Source organism: Mesorhizobium sp. M0698 (assembly GCF_040320455.1).
Lineage (GTDB): Bacteria > Pseudomonadota > Alphaproteobacteria > Rhizobiales > Rhizobiaceae > Mesorhizobium.
On record NZ_JAMYPQ010000010.1, the window covers coordinates 98,800 to 115,111 of the forward strand.

Annotated in this window: 16 protein-coding genes; 6 read left to right on the top strand and 10 right to left on the bottom strand. The window is 62.1% G+C overall.

The window, feature by feature from the left end; all coding sequences use genetic code 11:
- Positions 1-55 precede the first annotated feature (55 nt).
- The gene (locus tag NKI16_RS20440; RefSeq protein ID WP_352623098.1) at positions 56-736 is read right to left on the bottom strand and encodes a response regulator transcription factor; all 681 of its coding nucleotides are present in this window, start codon (positions 734-736) and stop codon (positions 56-58) included.
- Complete coding sequence (locus NKI16_RS20445) at positions 714-2,318, bottom strand: sensor histidine kinase (RefSeq protein ID WP_352623099.1); 1,605 nt, start codon at positions 2,316-2,318, stop codon at positions 714-716. Before NKI16_RS20445 ends, NKI16_RS20440 begins: the two co-directional genes overlap by 23 nt.
- Before the next feature lie 262 nt (positions 2,319-2,580).
- Here NKI16_RS20445 and NKI16_RS20450 point away from each other — a divergent pair, with 262 nt between their 5' ends.
- The gene (locus NKI16_RS20450; protein WP_352623100.1) at positions 2,581-3,951 is read left to right on the top strand and encodes an SLC13 family permease; all 1,371 of its coding nucleotides are present in this window, start codon (positions 2,581-2,583) and stop codon (positions 3,949-3,951) included.
- 1 nt (position 3,952) lies between these two features.
- Positions 3,953-5,143, top strand: coding sequence for a glycerate kinase family protein (locus NKI16_RS20455; RefSeq protein ID WP_051406170.1), 1,191 nt, complete (start codon positions 3,953-3,955; stop codon positions 5,141-5,143).
- Positions 5,144-5,266: 123 nt separating this feature from the next.
- Here the strand turns inward: NKI16_RS20455 and NKI16_RS20460 are convergent, their stop codons facing one another.
- Positions 5,267-6,517 carry an MFS transporter gene (locus NKI16_RS20460; RefSeq protein WP_352568006.1) on the bottom strand — a complete coding sequence of 417 codons (1,251 nt, stop codon included), beginning with the start codon at positions 6,515-6,517 and terminating at the stop codon, positions 5,267-5,269.
- Between the two features lie 128 nt (positions 6,518-6,645).
- Between NKI16_RS20460 and NKI16_RS20465 the strand changes: the two genes are divergently transcribed.
- Positions 6,646-7,527 carry an AraC family transcriptional regulator gene (locus NKI16_RS20465; RefSeq protein ID WP_023678428.1) on the top strand — a complete coding sequence of 294 codons (882 nt, stop codon included), beginning with the start codon at positions 6,646-6,648 and terminating at the stop codon, positions 7,525-7,527.
- Between the two features lie 97 nt (positions 7,528-7,624).
- Here NKI16_RS20465 and NKI16_RS20470 read toward each other — a convergent pair whose 3' ends face one another.
- From NKI16_RS20470 to lgt, 6 genes are all read right to left on the bottom strand, one after another.
- Positions 7,625-8,560 carry a ribose-phosphate pyrophosphokinase gene (locus NKI16_RS20470; protein ID WP_023678427.1) on the bottom strand — a complete coding sequence of 312 codons (936 nt, stop codon included), beginning with the start codon at positions 8,558-8,560 and terminating at the stop codon, positions 7,625-7,627.
- Positions 8,561-8,813: 253 nt separating this feature from the next.
- Positions 8,814-9,434 (bottom strand): hypothetical protein, encoded by a 621-nt coding sequence (locus NKI16_RS20475; protein ID WP_352568005.1) that lies wholly within the window; start codon positions 9,432-9,434, stop codon positions 8,814-8,816.
- A gap of 54 nt (positions 9,435-9,488) precedes the next feature.
- Positions 9,489-10,640 carry a M24 family metallopeptidase gene (locus tag NKI16_RS20480; protein ID WP_023678425.1) on the bottom strand — a complete coding sequence of 384 codons (1,152 nt, stop codon included), beginning with the start codon at positions 10,638-10,640 and terminating at the stop codon, positions 9,489-9,491.
- The gene (gene pgeF / locus NKI16_RS20485; RefSeq protein WP_023678424.1) at positions 10,640-11,428 is read right to left on the bottom strand and encodes a peptidoglycan editing factor PgeF; all 789 of its coding nucleotides are present in this window, start codon (positions 11,426-11,428) and stop codon (positions 10,640-10,642) included. The genes NKI16_RS20480 and pgeF overlap by 1 nt, the downstream gene beginning before the upstream one ends.
- Before the next feature lie 139 nt (positions 11,429-11,567).
- Entirely contained in the window at positions 11,568-12,656 is a 1,089-nt protein-coding gene (locus tag NKI16_RS20490) for a class I SAM-dependent methyltransferase (RefSeq protein WP_023678423.1), read from the bottom strand.
- Complete coding sequence (gene lgt / locus NKI16_RS20495) at positions 12,653-13,504, bottom strand: prolipoprotein diacylglyceryl transferase (RefSeq protein WP_023678422.1); 852 nt, start codon at positions 13,502-13,504, stop codon at positions 12,653-12,655. The genes NKI16_RS20490 and lgt overlap by 4 nt, the downstream gene beginning before the upstream one ends.
- Before the next feature lie 131 nt (positions 13,505-13,635).
- Here lgt and NKI16_RS20500 point away from each other — a divergent pair, with 131 nt between their 5' ends.
- From NKI16_RS20500 to NKI16_RS20510, 3 genes are all read left to right on the top strand, one after another.
- A complete protein-coding gene (locus NKI16_RS20500) occupies positions 13,636-13,938 on the top strand; it encodes an accessory factor UbiK family protein (protein ID WP_023678421.1) in 303 nt (100 codons plus the stop codon).
- 331 nt (positions 13,939-14,269) lie between these two features.
- Positions 14,270-14,770, top strand: a complete 501-nt coding sequence (locus NKI16_RS20505; protein WP_023678420.1) for a type III secretion system chaperone family protein — start codon at positions 14,270-14,272, stop codon at positions 14,768-14,770.
- A gap of 6 nt (positions 14,771-14,776) precedes the next feature.
- Positions 14,777-15,136: a tRNA-binding protein gene (locus NKI16_RS20510; protein WP_023678419.1), complete on the top strand. Its 360-nt coding sequence runs from the start codon at positions 14,777-14,779 to the stop codon at positions 15,134-15,136.
- A gap of 12 nt (positions 15,137-15,148) precedes the next feature.
- On the opposite strand, the gene NKI16_RS20515 is transcribed toward NKI16_RS20510, so the two are convergent.
- Entirely contained in the window at positions 15,149-16,171 is a 1,023-nt protein-coding gene (locus tag NKI16_RS20515; RefSeq protein WP_023678418.1) for a glycosyltransferase family 4 protein, read from the bottom strand.
- Positions 16,172-16,312 lie beyond the last annotated feature (141 nt).

The following is a 16,312-nucleotide window of genomic DNA, read 5'->3' on the forward strand; positions in this document are numbered from 1 at the left end:
GGAAGGTTTCCAGCGAGTGGCGAGAACGGTGCGATAAAGAGTTTCGCTCTACCTTCTATGGCTTCCGCTCGACCAGCATGTAGCCGATCCCACGAACCGTCTGAATGCTGGCCGATGCATCCGGCCCGAGCTTCGCACGCAGATAGCGAATGTATACCTCCACGATCTTCGTCCCGGGTTCGAAGCTGTATGACCAGACATTGTTGAGGATGCGCTCGCGGCTAACCACTTTCCCCGCATTGAGCATGAGAAAATGCAGAAGGTCGAATTCACGTCGGGTAAGGCTGATTTCCCGGTCGCCGTCCGCAAAACGACGAGCGCTCGTGTCGAGATTGAGGCGGCTCACTCGAAGCAACTGCCGATCCACTGCACCCTGACGGCGTCGGCGCAGCGCGTCAATCCTGGCCACCAGTTCATCAAACGCAAACGGTTTCGTCAGGTAATCGTCGGCACCGCCCTTGAGCCCATCTACGCGATCCTGAATTGTCTCCTTCGCGGTCAGCATCAGGATGAGAACCGGCCGCTGCTCCAATCGCACGATCCGGCACAGCTCAAGGCCGTCCAGGTAGGGAAGCAGACGGTCCAGGATCACGAGATCGAATGGATCCGTACGAATAATGGCTAGTCCCTCGCGACCGTCCTCCGCGACACTCACGTGGAAGCCTTCGGCCTCCAACCCCCGGCGGAGAAAGTCGGAGACACGCCGGTCGTCTTCAACGATCAGGATTCGAATCATGGGTGCGATGTACCAGCGGCAGTCTGATTCTGAGGAGGGTTCCCGAAGGCTCAATTCCTTCAAGGCCGATTGTGCCATTGTGCCCGTCTATAATCTCCTTGGCGATCGCGAGGCCAACACCAAGGCCATCGGCTGCGGACCTCCCGCCGACACGCCCGCGATAATAACGGTCAAACACGAACGGGAGATCGTTGGCATCGATCCCTGAACCGTTGTCGCGGATGGCGATCTCAAGCATTCCATGACGCTCAGCCATCTCGACTGCTATCGTCTGATATGGCTTTGAGTACTTTATGGCGTTGTCGAAGCCGATCAGCAGCGCTTGCTTTAGGCGCTGGGCGTCACCCCGAATGAGGCAATGATCTGGGTTGAGCGACAGATTAACGGATATCTGCTTGGGACCTGCGAGTACGGAAGCCTCCTGAACGGCCGCCTTCACAACCTCACCGGTATCGATGTTGTGCAAGGAGAACCTGAAATTTTCAGCTTCGGAGCGGGCGAATGCCAGAAGGTCCCCCAGGTTGCGAGCCATATCTTCAGCGCAATTGCGGATTCGGCTCAGAGCTTCGCGGTAAGGTCGAACACGCGGTTGGCCGCGGAGGGCAACGTCGGCCTCTCCGCGGAGAATCGTCAACGGCGTGCGGAGTTCGTGGCTTGCCTCCGCAAAAAATTGTGTGCGTCGGCTATCGATCGCTCTCAGTTGCTCATTGGCTTTCCGCAGTTCACGGGTGCGCAACTGAACCTCCGCCTCCAAGCGGTCCTGTACCGAAATCAGAGCAGCACGTTCGATCTCGAGAGCCTCGGCCATGCTGTTGAAACTTCGCGAGAGGGAAGCGAACTCGTCGCGTCCGGTCGCGGAAACGCGATGGTCGAGCTTGCCTGCAGCGATGGCTTTGGCGCTTTCGTTCAGTTCACGCACAGGTGTGGCGATTGATCGTCGCAGGACGAGGCCGAACCCCAGACTGCCTAGCATGAGCAACGTAGCGAAGCCGCCGGTCAGCAGTAGCAGTCGCCATTGTGCGCCACGGACGCCGGCGAGTTCCTCTCCAACCTCCCTGCGCTCCTCGTGCAAAGCGGCTTCAATCATTTCTTCGAGATCGTTCTCCAGTCGATGCTCCACATCGTTGCGGAAGGCGTCTACGATGCCCTTTGGATCCCCCTTTGTTCGCTGGCTAAACAGTCGCTGGGCGGCCCGATCGATCGCCTCAAACAGCGCGTTGATGCGGCCGACGAATCTGAGTTCGGCCTCCTCCTGGTGTCTATCGCTCCAATATCCGAGAGCGCCGAGTTCCTCGCGAGTGGCGCCCTCCAGCTTGTAGAATCCGGATTTCACTGCTTCTCGTGCCGCTTCGAAATCCGGCATTTGCTCGGGCCCAAGCAGCAAGACTTCAGCGAGTTGCTCGGTGTAATTGTTGGCATGCCCATTGAGTTCGGCGAGCGCCTCGAACCGCCCGTGGACGCTGTCGATTCGGCGGACGAATTCCTCTGTCAGCTGGAGTGTTGCGAATGCCAGTCCTGAAATCAGTCCGACAAGGGCGAGAATGACGACTTGAAATAGGAAGATGCGGCCTCGAACGGTCATGCGGTAATCCTGCCGGCGATCGGATAATGCCTCTCACCAAATTCTAACCGGAGCCCTCCCAAGCGTCTAATCGGAACCTCCTAAGTTCGAGCGGAGGGTGTGCGACGCCCTCATCGCCACGTTGGCGACGAACTAGACGAGGTTTCGGTTGGCACAAGTAGATTTTCGGACCGACAGTGACGCCACCCTTCGGGAAAGGACATCGCCGGTGCTCTGGCCGATATGGCGAGCCGCACTGATCGGAACCTGTGTATCCCTGTGTGTGGCCATCATTGAATTCGGCCTCCCCGCGCTCCCGTCCGACGCCCGGCGAGCGCTCGAGATCCTGCTTGTCGCGATCATCGGGTGGACCTTAACGCGGTTCGACGATGCCTTCGTTGCAATCGCCGCCGGATTGGCAATGGCGCTGCTGGTCAACCGTGATCCAGGCGCGCTGTTTCATGCGCTCGGCGATGAGTTGATCTGGCTATTGCTTGCCTCCTTCATATTGGCGGCCACCTTCAAGGCGAGTGGGGTCGCAGATCGCGTTCTCGGCCTCGTGACGGGGCGCATGCAATCGGTTCGCACAATCGCCTATTCTTTGACGGCCGTCATGATCGCCACAGCCTTCGTCATTCCGTCGACCTCAGGTCGCGCAGCTTTGATGATCCCCGCCTATCAGGCGATCGCGGGACGCTGTGGAAGCGCCCGGTTGCGAAGGGCCTTCGCGCTGCTGTTCCCCACTGTTATCCTGCTCTCGGCCATTGCATCACCCGTCGGCGCCGGTGCCCATCTGCTGGCGATCGAAATGGTCGGCCGCCTCGCGGGTGTGAAAGTAAGCTATCTGGAATGGATCGCTTTCGGCCTGCCGTTTGCGGCTGTGAGCACCTTCCTTTCGGTCGAATGCCTGCTCCGGCTTTTCCTGTCGCCGGTCGAACGGCGGATGACCCTTTTGCAGCCAACGACGGTGACTAGTGGCGGTGCCGGATTGGCACGGCAGCCGATACTCTGGATCGCCGGCGGGGTTGTCATCGCGTGGCTGACCGAACCTGTCCACGGACTTGATGCCACCGTTATCGCTCTTGGCGGCGCTCTCTTGGCCACGCTTCCTGGAGTCGGCTCCGTGGCGTTTGGCGATGCAATCAAGAGTGCGGAGTGGAAGCTGCTCTTGTTTCTGGCGGCGACGATCTGCTTGGCAGACGGCCTGACGGCATCAGGCCTCAATCGGTGGTTGATCGAGACGACGGTCGATCCACTGCGCGGCACCGGCTTGGGCCCGTTGGCGCTTATCTCCTTATTAGCCTTGCTTGGGCTTTTCAGTCATCTCGTGATCCACAGTCGCACGGCGCGTGTCTCGGTGCTGCTGCCCCCGGCGCTAATGCTCGCATCGACAGCGCGGCTCGACCCTCTCCTTGCAATGTTTGTCCTCGTCTCGGCGACTGGCTTTTGCCAAACCCTCGCGATCTGCGCGAAACCGGTGGCGCTTTTCGCGGGGGTCGACGAGGAAGGCTACGGCCCGAAAGACCTCGCCTTGCTCAGCTCAATCCTGCTGCCGATGCAGTTCATCCTCATCGTCGTGTTCGCGGTCGCCGTGTGGCCAGCCACCGGAGCCCTGCTCAACACGCTCCATCTGCAACTTCCTGGAGAGCCGTAGAATGTCGAAAAAGAAAGGATTGACGAAACGAAGACGGCTTCGAGTATTGGTCGCACCCTCCGGCTTTAAGGAGAGCCTCGGGGTTCGTGATGTCATCGCTGCATTGGCGCGGGGCGTTCGCAATGCCGTTCCGACAGCAAAGATCCTGGGCCTTCCAATGGTGGATGGCGGCGAGGATTTTACGCGGACCCTTGTTGAATTGTCTGATGGCGAGCTGCATTCCGTCACAGTGACGGGACCGGTGGGACAACCCGTGGCGGCCAATGTCGGTTTTCTCGGGCGAAGAAAGAAACGGACAGCAGTTCTGGAAATCGCGGCGGCTGCCGGGCTCCGGCTCGTCCCCACGGACATGCGTGACCCGACCCGCACTACAAGTTATGGGGTTGGTGAGTTGATTCGTTTTGCGCTCGATCTTGGCGCGGAAAGAATTCTGATCGGCTGCGGTGACTCGGGTGTCAACGATGCAGGAACCGGCATGGCCCAAGCATTAGGCGTGCGTCTGCTCGATGGCGGCGGCCGTCCCATTTCGGGGAGCGGCTCGGCCCTCTCATCGCTAGCTCGTGTCGATCTTTCCAGTCGTGATCATCGCCTTTCGAATGTTCGTATCGACGTCGCGGTAAATCCCTACAACATGCTGCTCGGCGAGAGAGGCGTCGCCCGGGTGTTCGGCCCGCAAAAGGGTGCAACACCTGACCAGGTGGTTTTGCTCGAGCAGGGCATGGAAAATGTCGCTCACGTCGTTCGCCGCGACCTCGGCGTCGACGTGACGCCGCTTGTCGGCGGAGGAGCTTCCGGGGGACTCGGCGCCGGACTTCACGCCTTTGCTGGGGCCCGGCTGCATCCGCGCTTCGACCTGATTCTGCGGTATATGGATCTCGATCATCGGCTGTCAAACGCCGACATCGTCATGACAGCCGAGGGTGGCCTGGATGGTCAGACGAGCTTTGGAAAGATACCAGCCGAGATTGCCCGGCGCGCGAAACGTCACAATCTGCCTGTCATCGCCTTGGCCGGAACGATCGGAGCAGGTGCAGAGGCGACCCACGACATCGGCATCGATGCCTTCTTCAGCATTCTGTGCCGACCGTGTTCCCTCGAAGACGCGATCCGTGACGCCGACACGCTGCTGGCGAACGCTGCCGAGCAGGCATTCCGGCTGATGCGGGCGACGCGTGCTTTCAAGTTCAGATGACGGAGCGTGTCAGCCAATGGCCGCGATGTCGCTACGCGGCGGCCCTGACCGGCTCGAAGTCTATGTCGAGAACCGAATTTCGCGCTGCCCGGTGGGCGGGGAAGCCGAAGTCCAACCCAAACTTCACCCGATCGTGGTCCCCGCCTTGAGCTTCCTCGCCTCCTTCATGTTGGGAAGAAAAACCGTCAGCAGCCCGAGCAGCGGCAAATAGGAGCAGACCTGGAAGACGAAATCGATGCCCTTCATGTCGGCGACGACACCAAGCACGGCGGCGGCGATGCCGCCCATGCCGAAGGCGAAGCCGAAGAAGATGCCGGCGATCATGCCGACGCGGCCGGGCACCAGTTCCTGCGCGAAGACGACGATGTTCGAGAAGGCCGAGGACAGGATCAGGCCGATCAGCACGGTGAGAACCATTGTCCACTCGAAATTGGCGTAGGGCAGGGCCAGGGTGAAGGGCAGCACGCCGACGATCGAGAACCAGATCATCGCCTTCTGTCCGTAGCGGTCGCCGAACGGGCCGCCGAGCAGGATGCCCAGGGCCGAGGCGCCGAGGAACAGGAACAGCATGACTTGCGACATCTGCACCGAAACGCCGAATTTATGGATGGCATAGAAGGTGTAGTAGCTGGACAGGCTGGCGATGTAGGCGTTCTTGGTCAATACCAGCAAGGTCAGCATCGCCAGCGCGCCCAGGACCTTGCGGCGCGGGAAAGGCGAGACGAAGCCTGCCCCCTTGCGGGTGCCCTGTGCGGCGCGCAGGCGGCTGTACCAGCCGCCAACCTGCCACAGCACGATGATGCCGATCAGCGAGCCGCCGGCAAACCAGGCGATGCTGGTCTGGCCGAAGGGCACGACGATGAAAGCTGCCAGCAGCGGACCCATGGCCTGGCCGAAATTGCCGCCGACCTGGAACAGCGACTGTGCCAGACCGAACCTGCCACCAGAGGCGAAGCGGGCGATGCGCGAGGATTCCGGGTGGAAGATCGCCGAGCCGATGCCGATCAGCGAGGCGCCGATGAGGAGCAGCGAGTAATGTCCGGCATAGGCCAGCACGACCAGCCCGATCAGCGAAGAAGCCATGCCGTAGGGCAGCGAATAAGGCATCGGCCGCTTGTCGGTAATCATGCCGATCACCGGCTGCAGCAAGGATGCCGTCACCTGGAAGGTGAAAGTCAAAAGGCCGATCTGCCAGAAATCGAGACCGTAATTGTCCTTCAGCAGCGGATAGATCGCCGACAGCAGCGACTGCATGATGTCGTTGATGCAATGGCAGAAGCTCACCGCCAGGATGACGGTGAAGGCCGTCGCCTGAGCTGAAATGTGGCTGGCCGCTGCCGGCTTGGCGTCGGCGGTTGCTGTGGTATCGGTCAAGGCAGGCTCCGTGGTCTTTTTAGCGGGCGCTTCCGCAGGCGGTCTTATAGGCCGCAGCCTTATACGTTGCTTGTCACGCGACTTCTTTCGTGGTTTGGTCCAATAGTTTCGCAAGTGGGCCATAGCTGATGCCGCATGGCAGGGAAATGTTCAGAGCGGGCGACACCGATCTCGGGCTGTTGCATGAGCGTCGCTGGCAATGGCTGGAGCAGGCCGTAGGGCCGGCAGTGGCGCTGCCGACCGAATATCCGGACGGCTACCATGTGCCACGGCACCATCATAGCCGCAGCCAGTTGCTGCACGCGCTGGTCGGTGTCGTGCTGGTGACGACGCGGCATGGGCGCTGGATGGTGCCTCCGGACCACGCGATGTGGATCCCCGCCGGCACCGAACATTCCGTCGAGATGCTGGGCGACGTCAGCATGCGGTCCGTCTATGTGATGCCGGAGGCCATTCCCGGCCTGCCGGACGGGTTGCGTGTCGTCGGCATCACCGACCTGATGCACAGCCTGATCGTGGAATCGGAAAAGCTGCCGCAAGGCGCCGAGCTGGAGGGGCGGGGCGGGCTGATCATGAAGCTCCTGCTGCACGAAATCCCGAACCTGCCGGAACGGCCGCTCGGCCTTCCGTTCCCGTCCGATGCAAGGCTGGCGACGCTGTGCCGGCGCTTCGTCTCGGCACCGTCACCGCATGCGACGATCGACGAGTGGGCCGCTATCGTCGGCATGAGCCGCCGCTCTTTCACCCGCGCGTTCCACCGCCAGACCGGATTGTCGCTGTCGACCTGGCGTCAGCAGGCCTGTCTGTTCGCGGCGCTGCCACGGCTGGCCGACGGCGAGCCGATCACGAGGGTGGCGCTCGATCTCGGCTATGACAGCGTGCCGGCGTTCATCACCATGTTCAAGCGCATGCTGGGAGCCTCGCCACGCGGTTACATGCGGGGCGCCCGTGATGCTGGCGAAGGTGTGCGACGAATAAGCGGTCCGGCTCGGCCTGAGTCGCAGCCCTGAAGGGCGTCGCGTTCGACCGGCCTCATGCGAGGCGCTTTGGGTTCTTGATTTTATGCATGTCGTTATCGCAAAACCGCTGCACTTTGCGCGACACGCATCAATCGAACAGGCTCGACACCGATTCCTCGGTCGCCGTGCGCGAGATCGCCTCGCCCATCAATTCGGCGATGGAGATGACGCGGATATTGGCGGCGTCCAGCACTGCCTGGGTCGGCTGGATGGAATCGGTGATGACCAGTTCCTGCAGTTTCGAGGCGCCGATGCGGGCGATGGCGCCGCCGGACAAAACGCCATGGGTAGTATAGGCGGTGACACTGGTGGCGCCGTCGGCAAGCAGCGCATCGGCCGCATTGCACAGCGTGCCGCCCGAATCGATGATGTCGTCGATCAACAGGCAATCCTTGCCGCGCACGTCACCGATGACGTTCATGACTTCCGATTCGCCGGGGCGCTCGCGGCGCTTGTCGACGATGGCAAGCTGGGCGTCGATGCGCTTGGCGAGCGCGCGGGCGCGGACCACGCCGCCGACATCCGGCGACACCACCATGACATTGGCAAGCTGCTTGTATTTCGCTTTTACGTCGCGGGCCATGACCGGCACGGAAAACAGATTGTCGGTCGGGATGTCGAAGAAGCCTTGAATCTGGCCGGCATGGAGATCCAGGGTCAGCACCCGGTTGACGCCCGCCCTCGTGATCATGTTGGCGACCAGCTTGGCCGAGATCGGTGTGCGGCCCGAGGCACGGCGATCCTGCCTGGCATAGCCGAAATAAGGAATAACCGCAGTGATGCGCTTGGCCGAAGAGCGCATGAAGGCGTCGATCATGATGAGCAGTTCCATCAGATGATCGTTGGTCGGGAACGAGGTGGACTGCAGGATGAAGACGTCCTCGCCGCGCACATTCTCCTGGATCTCGACGAAGATTTCCTGATCGGCGAAGCGCCTGACGCTGGCCTTGCCCAGCGGAATGTTGAGGTAGCGGGCGACTGATTCGGCCAGCACCCTGTTGGAATTGCCCGCGAAGAGCTTCATGCACCGTTCCTGGCGAAGGATTGAGAGACTCCGATAGCACTCCAGCCTCTTAGTCGGGCTTTTAGCGGCCCGCGCCGGTATTGCAAGCGTCGTGAATGGGAATCCGCCGGCTAATCTCAATAAACGCTTACGGCTTGAGCATGCGGCGATAGAGCCAGTTCCATGCCGACGGAATCGGGATAGCTTCTAACTTTCAGTCTGAGCATGCTCTTTTCCGAAAACCGGATTCCACTTTTCGGAATCACGCTCCAGGTCAGCCGGCGCCGCCGCCAAGCCAGGTGGCGAACTGGTCGATTGTCTGGTCGGCAATTGCCTGCATGGTCGCCGGCTCGACCGCCGCCCAGCCTTCGCCGCCGCCAACAGAGGGCGCCTTCTGTTGGCCGTTGATGCGATGCAGCCGGTTGCCGGCCGGGTCATAGATGTCCCAGACGTAGATGACGGTGGTGTCCTTGCCTTCCGTCATGGTCGAGAAATAGCCCTTGAGCACATGCGTAGGGGTCTGGTCGGTGCTGCCGGCCAAGGTGATGCCGCGCTGCCTGGCGCGTGTCTGAAGCTCGGCGGTCAGCGGTGTCGCGGCTTCTACTGAGGCGCCGACGATCGGCGCCACCTGCAGCCGGGTCCGCGCAATGGCAGCCGCGCTTTTGGCGGGCGGCACGGCTGCTGCAGCGGAAGGCTGCGCTGTATCTGCGGTTTGCGCGGTGCCGGCAGGCTGAGCCGGAGTTGCGGGGGGCGTTGCGGCACCTCCGGCTCCGGAGAGCGATTGCGTCGATTGCGGGGCAATGGCCGAGGGTTCGAGAACGTCCTTCGCATTGGTGCAGGCCGCCAGTGCCAGCGCCACGAGCAATGACACGGTCGTCACATGCGATCGTCTCATTAGCCTGAAAACTCCTTGGCGACGAACGCCCCTCACACTCTTTCCATTATGGATTCACTGCACGATCAAGTCGAGATCATGGCGGGACAGCGGCTTCGGCTGGGATTCGGTGGTCAGATAGGTGCGGCCAAGCGTCATCGCGGTTTCGGTTTCGGAGTCCATGATGATCATATGGGCGAACAGCGTCATGTTCGGCGCAATCGGTTCGGGATTACCCTGATAGAACATCGGCATATCCATCCAGGACGGGGTGAAGCGGGCGCCGAGCGAATAGCCGCAGGCATTGAGCCGGTGCTTGGTCAAATTGTGGGCTTCGAGGGTGCGGGCATGGGCGTCGAACACGTCGCCGAACGTATTACCGGGCGTCATCGCCTTCTCGACTGCAAGTAGCGCGGCGCGGGCGGCATCGAACAATTCCTGGTGGCGTTTCGATACCTTGCCGGTCAACACCGTGCGCATCATTGCCGCATGGTAGTGGTGGAAGACACCGGCCCATTCGAGCGTCAGCTGGTCGTTCTTGGTGAGCTTGCGGCGACCGGCCTTGTAGCGGCAAAGCAGGGCGTCGACTCCGGAGCCGATGATGAACTCGTTGGCCGGATAATCGCCGCCGCCGGCAAAGATCGCACCTTGCATGGCGGCGAGGATCAGCGCCTCATCGCCGCCCTGCTTGATCAGCGGCAGTGCTGCGTCCAGCGCGTCGTCGGCCAGATTTGCGGCTTTTTCCGCCTTGGCGATTTCTGCCGGGCTCTTGAACAGCCGTAGCCGGCTGACAATGCCGGAGGCATCCGCGATCTGCCCGAAGGTCTGCAACTGCTCGTCGAGGCGCCGGCCATTATAGGCGGTCAGGCCGTGGGTGTCGTATTCGACGCCGATCCGGGCGCCGAGCAGGTCAAGCTCGTTGAGCAGATTGCGCAGATCTACCGCCGGATTGGCGCCGTTGCGGTCCGTCCACAAAACGATGTTGTCGATGATCGAGGTGTGGCGCGCCTGGCGCAAGTCGGCCGAACGCGTCAGCAGCACCATCGAGCCGTCGGCCTTGACCACCAGGCACTGGAAAAAGCAGAAGCCGAAGGTGTCGTAGCCGGTTAGCCAATACATGCTTTCCTGGGCAAACAGCAGGACGGCGTCGAGCTTCTTTTCGGCGATCTCGATCATCAGTCGATCGCGCCGCGCGTCGAATTCCGAGCGTTCGAAATGCAGCGCCATCAGTCAGCCTCCAAAACGATTGCCGAAACCTGCCGCCCGTAGTCGGGCTCGTTGCGATGCGTGCTGCGCCGATAGGAGTAGAAAAGCTCTTCCTCGGCATAGGTGCAGCGGCCAAGTCCTTCGGCGTTGACGCCAGCCTTGGTCAGCCGGTCGACCGTGTAGCGGTTGAGATCGAACATCGCGTGTCCGGCAGTTGCGGAGGGCGCGAAATAGCGAGCATTGCCGGCATCGGCGTCGACGAAACGGGCGACGAATTCCGGTCCGACTTCGTAATTCCGTGGGCCGATCGAAGGACCGAGCACTGCGACGATGCGGTCGCGCCGGGCGCCGAGGCTTTCCATTGCCGCGATGGTGTTTTCCAGCACTCCGGTGAAAGCGCCTTTCCAGCCGGCATGGGCGGCGCCGATAATGCGCGCCTCGGCGTCGGCGAAGAGGACCGGTCCGCAGTCGGCGGTCGAGGCACCGACGGCAATGCCCGGCCGGTCGGTGACAATGGCGTCGGCCTTGGGCCGCTCGCCGGCAAAAGGCTCCCTGGCAATGACGACGTCCGGCGAATGAACCTGGTGAGCGGTCAGCAGATGGTTTGCAGGCACGCCCATCCATTCGGCGACCCGGCGGCGATTCTCGCGCACCAGCGTCTGGTCGTCGTTCGAGCCGGTGCCGATGTTGAGGCCCCGGTAGATGCCGCTGGAAATGCCGCCGACTCGCGTGAAGTAGCCGTGGCGGATGCCTTGCGCCGTTTCCAGCAAGGGCGACCGAACGGGATCCGGTTTGGTCTGATTCAGCATGGCGGCTTTGTTGTCCGTATGGGCGATTTCGTCAAGCGAGTTGAAGGGGCGCAGTTGAAGGCTAGTCAGTTGAAGGCTGGCGCAGTTGATGTCGGGCGCTAGTCGGAGACGGGAGAGTGAGAGAGGCGGCAGCGAAAAGTCAATCCGTGCTTGGAAACGGCGGAACGGCAATGCCGGCGGGGAGGACGGCAAGCACCTTGAAGAGTTCGCCCATGGCCAGCGGGCCGGCGAGGCGCTCGACGTCGGCCGCGATCTTTTCGCGAGCTGCCTCATCGGCATTGGCGCCGAGCCGGCCAGCCCGTTCGAGAAGCCCCATCTTGAGCAGGAATTCACCTTGCGTTGAGAGGTGGGCATCGAGGCTGTGTGCCCGAACGGTTGCCGCGAGGGCAGCGAAATCGACATGGGCTGTGAGATCGGCCTGCCCCGGATTGGCCAGCACGTCCTCATGACCGTGCTTGCGCAACGCCTGCAAGGTGTCGCCGATCCCGGGCTGGAGGTGACCGTAGTCGAGAAACAGGCCGGCGCCGCCAAATCCGGCAAGTCGCCCGGCGATGGCCGCCATCAGGGCGGCGCGGGCTGGCGCCACCTCGACGACGGCACCTTGCGGCGCATTCTCGGCACCCTCCGGCAGCAGCATCGGGTCAAGCGAGCCGGCGCCGACGAAAAAGCGCAGCCGGTTCGCATCGTCGAGACCGATCATCCGCTCGCGCCAGCCGGCCCCAGCGCGGACGAACTGGCGGATGGGCACCGCGTCAAACAGCTCGTTACCAACAATCAGAAGCGGCCCCTGCGGTAGTGTGTCCACGGCCTCATGCCAGGCGATGGTGGCCGACGTCCCGGCAAGCGTTCGTTTCTGGACCTCGGTCAACCGCAGACTGGTCTCGATCAAGGCGAACGATGCGCTGGCGGTAAGCGTCCGATCGAGCCGCGAAAGCGTGCGCAGCATATCTCTCATCAGCGTGCCGCGGCCGGGGCCTATTTCGGCGATGGCGACCGGCGTCGGCCGGTCGATCGCCAGCCACGCCTGGTAGAGCCAGATGGCGACCAGTTCGCCAAACATCTGGCTGATCTCCGGCGCGGTGACGAAGTCGCCGGCGGCGCCGAACGGCTCGCGCGTCGTATAATAGCCGTCCTGCGGATCGAACAGGCAGAGCGCCATGTATTCGCTGATGGGGATCGGTCCCACCGCACCGATCAGCTCGGCGATGCGGGTCTTCAGCCGCGTCATGCCGGCTGCGGTTTTGTCACCGGCTTGGCTGTAGCCATCGCCCAGATGCCGGCCAGCACCATCGGCAGTGACAGCACCATTCCCATGGTCAGCCAGCTCGTGCCAAGGAGGTAACCAAGCTGCTGGTCGGGCTCGCGAAAGAATTCGACGAAGATGCGCGAGGCGCCATAGCCGGCGATGAAGGCGCCGCCGACGAAGCGCGGCGCCTTCAGCTTGAGCCGCGAATGGGTGAGGAAGCGCAGGACAAGGAACAACACCAGCCCTTCGAGGAGCGCCTCGTAGATCTGGCTCGGATGGCGTGCAAATGGGCCGCCATTGGGGAATTCGAATGCCCATGGAACGTCGGTCGGCCGGCCCCATAGTTCGGAATTGATGAAGTTTGCCAGGCGAACGAGGCCAAGCCCCACCGGCACGCCGGCGGCAACCACGTCGAACAGCGACCATGTGCGGATGCCGCGAGACCGGGAAAACAGCGTCATTGCGAGAATGACGCCGAGCAGGCCGCCATGAAACGACATCCCGCCCTGCCAGACGGCGACGATATCGAGCGGATTGGCAATGTAGCGCGGCAGGTCGTAGAACAGCACGTAGCCGGTGCGTCCGCCGAGCACCACACCGATGGCTGCCCAGACGATGAAGTCGTCGAGGTCGACGGGCTTCATCGGTAGGGTGCCGTCGGGCCACAGTTTTGGGTTGGTGACGAGGCGCTTGGCATACCACCAGGCAAACAGAATGCCGACGATGTAGCCGACGCCGTACCAATGCACCGCCAGCGGTCCGATCCGGACGATGACCGGGTCGATGTTGGGAAAGGGCAGGGCGGCCAGCGGCAGCAAATATTCGCTCAACAGGGTCTCCGGGTTCCCAATCAGGTTCGGGCGCGGACCATGCGGCAGGCTTTTGGCGCGGTCAAGGCAAGCATATGCTTGCATTCCGAATCGTGCGCCACTACGTCAATTCGACCAAGCGAGGATTTGCCATGGCGACCGGACCGAACCGCATTCTCGATGAATTCGCCAAGCTGATGACCGATGCAGCCGGTGCCGCGCAAGGCGTGCGGCGCGAGGTGGAGACCGCCTTCAGGGGCCAGGCCGAGCGCATACTCAACTCCATGGACGTGGTGCAGCGCGAGGAATTCGAGGCCGCTCGCGACATGGCGGCGAAGGCCAGGGAAGAAAACACCCGCCTCGCCGCTCGCATCGAGGCGCTCGAGGCCAGGCTTGCCGAATTGACCGGTCAAGCAGCGCCTGCGGCTGCGGCAAAGCCGCGTGCAAAAAAATAACAAGAAATAAATCGTTAAACTTTTCCACAAAGCCGGATCGCAAAAAGCGCTTTGTCGTGAATCGCTTACCGGTACTGCGTGAATCTTTGTGACAGCGCCTTTCCACATGCGAATGACGCAGTGCGAAAAATTTGGCTGGTCACGCGACTCCCGATCAATAGACTGAATTTGTTGCATGATTCGGAGCAGGGTCATGCGCCGGGCGGTGGGGTCCGGTCCGGGGTTTTTGCGTTGACGAAGTCCTGGCCGTCCGAGTTCTAGGCAGAATTGTTCGAGTGTGCCTCTCCCGCGGAGCGTGTGGTGGCGCTCCCAGAACGACAGGAAGCATTTCATGGAACTTCTCGAACTCGAATTCTCCCGCGAAATCCATCCGGTGGATGTTATCGAGCAGGTGGCGCACAACAACGATTGGTCCTTCGAGCGGGCCGGCGACGACGAGATCTCGATCTCGGTTGCCGGAAGCTGGACCGACTACCACGTTTCATTCTCCTGGATGGAGGACTACGAGGCGCTGCACCTGGCCTGCGCCTTCGACATCAAGGTCCCGGAGGCGCGCGCGCTCGAGGTGATGCGGCTGCTTTCGCTGATCAACGAGCAGATGCTATTTGGCCATTTCGACCTCTGGGAGCAGGAAGGCGCCATCATGTTCCGCCAGTCGCTGCTGCTGGCCGGTGGGGTCGAGCCGTCGAGCCAGCAGGTCGAGGTGCTGCTGTCGTCGGCGCTGGAAGCCTGCGAATGCTATTTTCAGGCGTTCCAGTTCGTCGTCTGGTCGGGAACTTCGGCCAAGGATGCGTTGGCCGGCGTGCTGTTCGAAACCTACGGAAACGCCTGACCGTCGATGGTTTCGAGCAACGCGCGAAAACCCGAGATCAGCTTTGCCGATTTCGACCGCATCGACATCCGCGCCGGCACGATCGTCGAGGCCGAGCCTTTTCCCGAGGCGCGCAAGCCGGCGATCAAATTGAAAATCGATTTCGGTCCCGTGATCGGGGTGAAGAAATCCTCGGCCCAGATCACGAAATACTATACGCCCGAAACCCTGATCGGCCGGCAGGTGTTCGCTGTGGTCAATTTCCCGCCGCGTCAGATCGGGCCATTCATGTCGGAAGTGCTGACGCTCGGCTTTCCTGACGAGGAGGGCGCCGTCGTCCTTGGCGCGATCGAGCGCAAGGTGCCGGACGGCGGCAGGTTGTTCTAGCTGCGCTGTTGTTCACGCAGCCAGTTTACGCCTGGTACCCAGCGCCTCTTCGACCGTTTCCATGAACATTTCCGCGCAGGCCTTCCAGCTGTAGCGCATCGCGCGTTGCCGCGCCTCGGCGCGGTCGACGTGAAGGGCGGCGAGCGCTGCTTGCCGCAGGTCGTCCGACACCGCGCCGCCGATGCCGTCACCCACAATATCGATCGGTCCGGTGACGGGATAGGCTGCGACCGGCGTGCCGCTGGCCAGCGCCTCGATGATGACGTTGCCGAACGTGTCGGTACGGCTGGGGAAGACGAAAACGTCGGCCGAGGCGTAGATCTCGGCCAGTTCGTCGTTCGGACGATGGCCAAGGAAATGGGCATCGGGATATCTGGCCTTCAGCCTCGCCAATTCCGGCCCTTCGCCTACGACCAACTTGCTGCCGGGCAGGTCGAGGTCTAGGAAGGCCGGCAGGTTCTTTTCGATCGCGACGCGGCCGACGCAGAGAAAGATCGGTCCGGGAAATCCCAGGTCCTTTCTTTTATCCGGCCGAAAATGATCGGTGTCGACGCCGCGCGTCCACGGCCGGAGCTTGGTGAAGCCGCGCGCCGCAAGATCGTCGGCAAGCGACTGGGTGGCAACCAGCGTGCCCTGTCCTGAATTGTGGAAATCACGCAGCCAGCGATAGGCCCATGCTTCAGGCACCGGCAGGCGCGCGCTCAGATATTCCGGAAAACGTGTGTGATAGCTGGTCGTGAACGGGCGGCCGGCATTGCGGCAGTAGCGCCGGGCCATAATGCCGAGCGGTCCTTCGGTGACGATATGGATGTGGTCCACCTTGCGTGCCTCGATCAGCTGCGCCACGCGGTGCGGCGTCGTCAGCGCCAGCCTGATATCGGGATAGGTCGGCAGAGGCAGGGTGCGAAAGATATTCGGCGTCAGGAAGTCCGTCTCGATATCGAAGGATTTCAGGGTCTCCGAGAGGCGCTCCAGCGTGTGGACGACGCCGTTGACTTGCGGGCGCCAGGCGTCGGTGACCATCAGGATGCGCATGGCGGTCCCTTGGCGGCAAGCTTGATTGCCTCGCCGCGACGCCTGAGCGGCGACCACGCCGCAGCTCTGGCGTCGCACCAGCGCACCCGGGCAGGCGCGGGGTCGAAATGAGGCCGCAGGGCCGAATCAATCAGGATCGCG

Bases quoted from the DNA above. Each gene is read 5' to 3' on its own strand.
- NKI16_RS20440 (WP_352623098.1), bottom strand. From the start codon at position 736: ATGATTCGAATCCTGATCGTTGAAGACGACCGGCGTGTCTCCGACTTT.
- NKI16_RS20445 (WP_352623099.1), bottom strand. From the start codon at position 2,318: ATGACCGTTCGAGGCCGCATCTTCCTATTTCAAGTCGTCATTCTCGCC.
- NKI16_RS20455 (WP_051406170.1), top strand. From the start codon at position 3,953: ATGTCGAAAAAGAAAGGATTGACGAAACGAAGACGGCTTCGAGTATTG.
- NKI16_RS20465 (WP_023678428.1), top strand. From the start codon at position 6,646: ATGCCGCATGGCAGGGAAATGTTCAGAGCGGGCGACACCGATCTCGGG.
- NKI16_RS20470 (WP_023678427.1), bottom strand. From the start codon at position 8,560: ATGAAGCTCTTCGCGGGCAATTCCAACAGGGTGCTGGCCGAATCAGTC.
- NKI16_RS20475 (WP_352568005.1), bottom strand. From the start codon at position 9,434: ATGAGACGATCGCATGTGACGACCGTGTCATTGCTCGTGGCGCTGGCA.
- NKI16_RS20480 (WP_023678425.1), bottom strand. From the start codon at position 10,640: ATGGCGCTGCATTTCGAACGCTCGGAATTCGACGCGCGGCGCGATCGA.
- pgeF (WP_023678424.1), bottom strand. From the start codon at position 11,428: ATGCTGAATCAGACCAAACCGGATCCCGTTCGGTCGCCCTTGCTGGAA.
- NKI16_RS20490 (WP_023678423.1), bottom strand. From the start codon at position 12,656: ATGACGCGGCTGAAGACCCGCATCGCCGAGCTGATCGGTGCGGTGGGA.
- NKI16_RS20500 (WP_023678421.1), top strand. From the start codon at position 13,636: ATGGCGACCGGACCGAACCGCATTCTCGATGAATTCGCCAAGCTGATG.
- NKI16_RS20505 (WP_023678420.1), top strand. From the start codon at position 14,270: ATGGAACTTCTCGAACTCGAATTCTCCCGCGAAATCCATCCGGTGGAT.
- NKI16_RS20510 (WP_023678419.1), top strand. From the start codon at position 14,777: ATGGTTTCGAGCAACGCGCGAAAACCCGAGATCAGCTTTGCCGATTTC.
- NKI16_RS20515 (WP_023678418.1), bottom strand. From the start codon at position 16,171: ATGCGCATCCTGATGGTCACCGACGCCTGGCGCCCGCAAGTCAACGGC.